The sequence below is a fragment of the Aestuariivirga sp. genome, from assembly GCF_037139295.1.
GTDB lineage: Bacteria > Pseudomonadota > Alphaproteobacteria > Rhizobiales > Aestuariivirgaceae > Aestuariivirga.
The window spans coordinates 1-2,341 of the sequence record NZ_JBAXGR010000254.1; the positions used below are offsets into that span (position 1 = coordinate 1).

Here is a 2,341-nt window from a genome sequence, read left to right on the forward strand (position 1 = left end):
CCATAGCCACCCTCATCAGCCACCTCGGCAGGATCCACTCCACACCCTTGCCGCACCGTCCCCACCTCCACTCATCTCTGCACCATCGCGGGCGTCGTTCAGAGGTAACACGGCAGCTTTCCAGGCTGATGCGCTATCGGTCATCAAGGTCGTCATCTATCGCAATGTGGATAAGAAGATTTGGGAGCAGATCGCAAGGGAGCATCAGGGGCTAGGGTGATCGTTATCCTTTAACCACGCAGGTGCATCTCCCTCACCGGCCAAGACGACGGAGGGCGGCATCGTTGTGGCAACTGCAGTCGCAGAGGGACGTCGAGCCCTCTCCGGGACTTTCTTGCCAGAATTGAAAGGGCCTCGCTCACCGCGACGCGGCATAGGCGGTCATCTGTTCCAGCACCAGCTTGCCATAGGCGGCATTGGCATGGTGATTGTCGAGCGGATTCTCGTTGTCGTAGCGCAGGTCGGTCGTTCCGGCCTCGGTGACCGTACTGGGCGGTTGATCGAGGATCGCAATGCCTGATGCGGACAACTGGCCCCTCACCCTCTTGCGGTAGGCGGAGTCCACGTACTGGCAGATTTCGAAGCGATGCTTGCCAAGGTAGGTCGCATTGGCGAAGAAACGCGGTGCCTCGACCACCACCATGTCCGGCCAGATCTTCGAGAAGTCCTGGGCCAAGTTCACTTTGTGGTAAGAATCCCCGGACATCTTCTCTATGGGAATCAACAATCCTAGGCTTAAAGTCATTCCAACACTGGCGGCGTCAAAGCCTTCCTTGATCTTCAAGTTCATTCCCTGATAGGTTCAGTGTCTGTGGATGCGTGAACTATAATTCTGCGCATTTTACAGCATTGAAACTTACCTTTTGGGGGAGAGCAAGTTGCGTTTCTTGTCATACATGGCTGCAGCACTAGCAGCCCTCTTTCTGACCGTCGCGTCAGCGCATGCAGTGGACGACAAAAGGGGCAGCTACGTGCCTACGGATACACCACCTGCCTCAGCTCAGCAGGTGACTGTCGGCTTCTACCCGATTTCAGTCTACCAACTCGACATGGCGAGCAATACTTACTATGTCGACACCTATGTCTGGCTGCGCTGGAAGGGTGACATTGATCCGACGGGTACCATCGAATTCACCAACATGGTGGAGGAGTGGGGCAAGCAGCAGGAGAATCTCTTATCAGAGCCGAAGGTGCTTCCCGACGGCTCCAAGTATCAGATCATGCGGGTCGAGGGCCGTTTCGTGCAGCCGTTTTCGCTTGCTGACTACCCGCTGGATAAGCAGAAACTCAGCATAATGGTCGAGGATACCACGAACGGGGCTGACGCATTGTCTTACGTCATCGATAAGGACAGCAGTGGCATCGGCGACAGCCTGCAGATCCCCGGTTGGAAGCTCGCCGGATGGACATCGCAGATCTTCAACCACGAGTACGGAACGAAGTTTGGTGAGGATGCTACACCTTCAGCCTATTCAGCGGCTCAGTTCAGCATTAACATCTCTCGACCGCTCAGTTTCTTCTTCTGGAAACTCTTGCTGCCCCTGTTCATCGTGCTGGGCGCTGCTCTTTCGGCGTTGCTCATAAGGCCGCAGGACCTAGACGTCCGCAGTGCACTTCCGGCTGGTGCCTTGTTGACCGCGATCTTCCTGCAGAAAAGCTACTCGGACGGGCTTCCCGATCTCGGCTATTTGATCTTGATGGATAAGATCTATCTCGTCGTCTACGCCTTGATTGTCCTCACCCTCATCCGCGCCATCTTCGCCTACAAGGCTACGACGGACGTTGATGCTGCCGTCGTCAAGCAGGTCCATGCTACTGACAAGAAGCTGCTTGTCGCCGGTCTGTTGACATTCGTGGTGGCGACTTCAGCGATCGTTATGTTGCGCTGAGTGACACTCGCCGAATGAAATGGAGGGCGTGTGGTTAATCCAGAAGCCGCACGTCCTCCCATTCTCGATCCACCAGGACATTAATGACCCGCACCTCACGGCGAAGATCCTTGATATCGTCGCTGGTCGATACCTGAGCAGTATTTTCCGTCAGGTGCATCTTCCCTGCCTCCGGGAACTCCTTCGACGAGCTGCAACATAGACTCCAGGCTATTCCCTCCCGCCGGTACAGCTCGGCACGGCTGTCTAAGCTTCCCGCAGGCCGCGAGCGGCCGGGGCGGCATCGCGCACGCCTATGGCCCCCTTACATGGCGAAGCCCCCCGGCTTATGCAACGGCTCGGCCCCCTGTCTCTCCCTGAGCTGGGTGCTTCTTCTTGAAGCCCTTGGTTGCTCCCATCCGATGTCTTCGTTTCACGACTGGGGGACATTTGGGCCATTGTAAGGAGACCCC

The 2,341-nt window shown here is 56.5% G+C and carries 2 protein-coding genes and 1 pseudogene; 1 reads left to right on the plus strand and 2 read right to left on the minus strand.

Translation table 11 applies throughout. The annotated features are described in order from the left end of the window. Window positions 1-358: 358 nt before the first annotated feature. A complete protein-coding gene (locus WCJ41_RS21575; RefSeq protein ID WP_336907896.1) occupies window positions 359-784 on the minus strand; it encodes a hypothetical protein in 426 nt (141 codons plus the stop codon). A gap of 94 nt (window positions 785-878) precedes the next feature. On the opposite strand from WCJ41_RS21575, the gene WCJ41_RS21580 reads away from it, so the two are divergent. After that, window positions 879-1,889 (plus strand): hypothetical protein, encoded by a 1,011-nt coding sequence (locus WCJ41_RS21580; RefSeq protein ID WP_336907897.1) that lies wholly within the window; start codon window positions 879-881, stop codon window positions 1,887-1,889. 94 nt (window positions 1,890-1,983) lie between these two features. Here WCJ41_RS21580 and WCJ41_RS21585 read toward each other — a convergent pair. Then, window positions 1,984-2,136, minus strand: a pseudogene (locus tag WCJ41_RS21585) (IS3 family transposase); the annotation flags it as partial. Window positions 2,137-2,341: the final 205 nt, after the last annotated feature.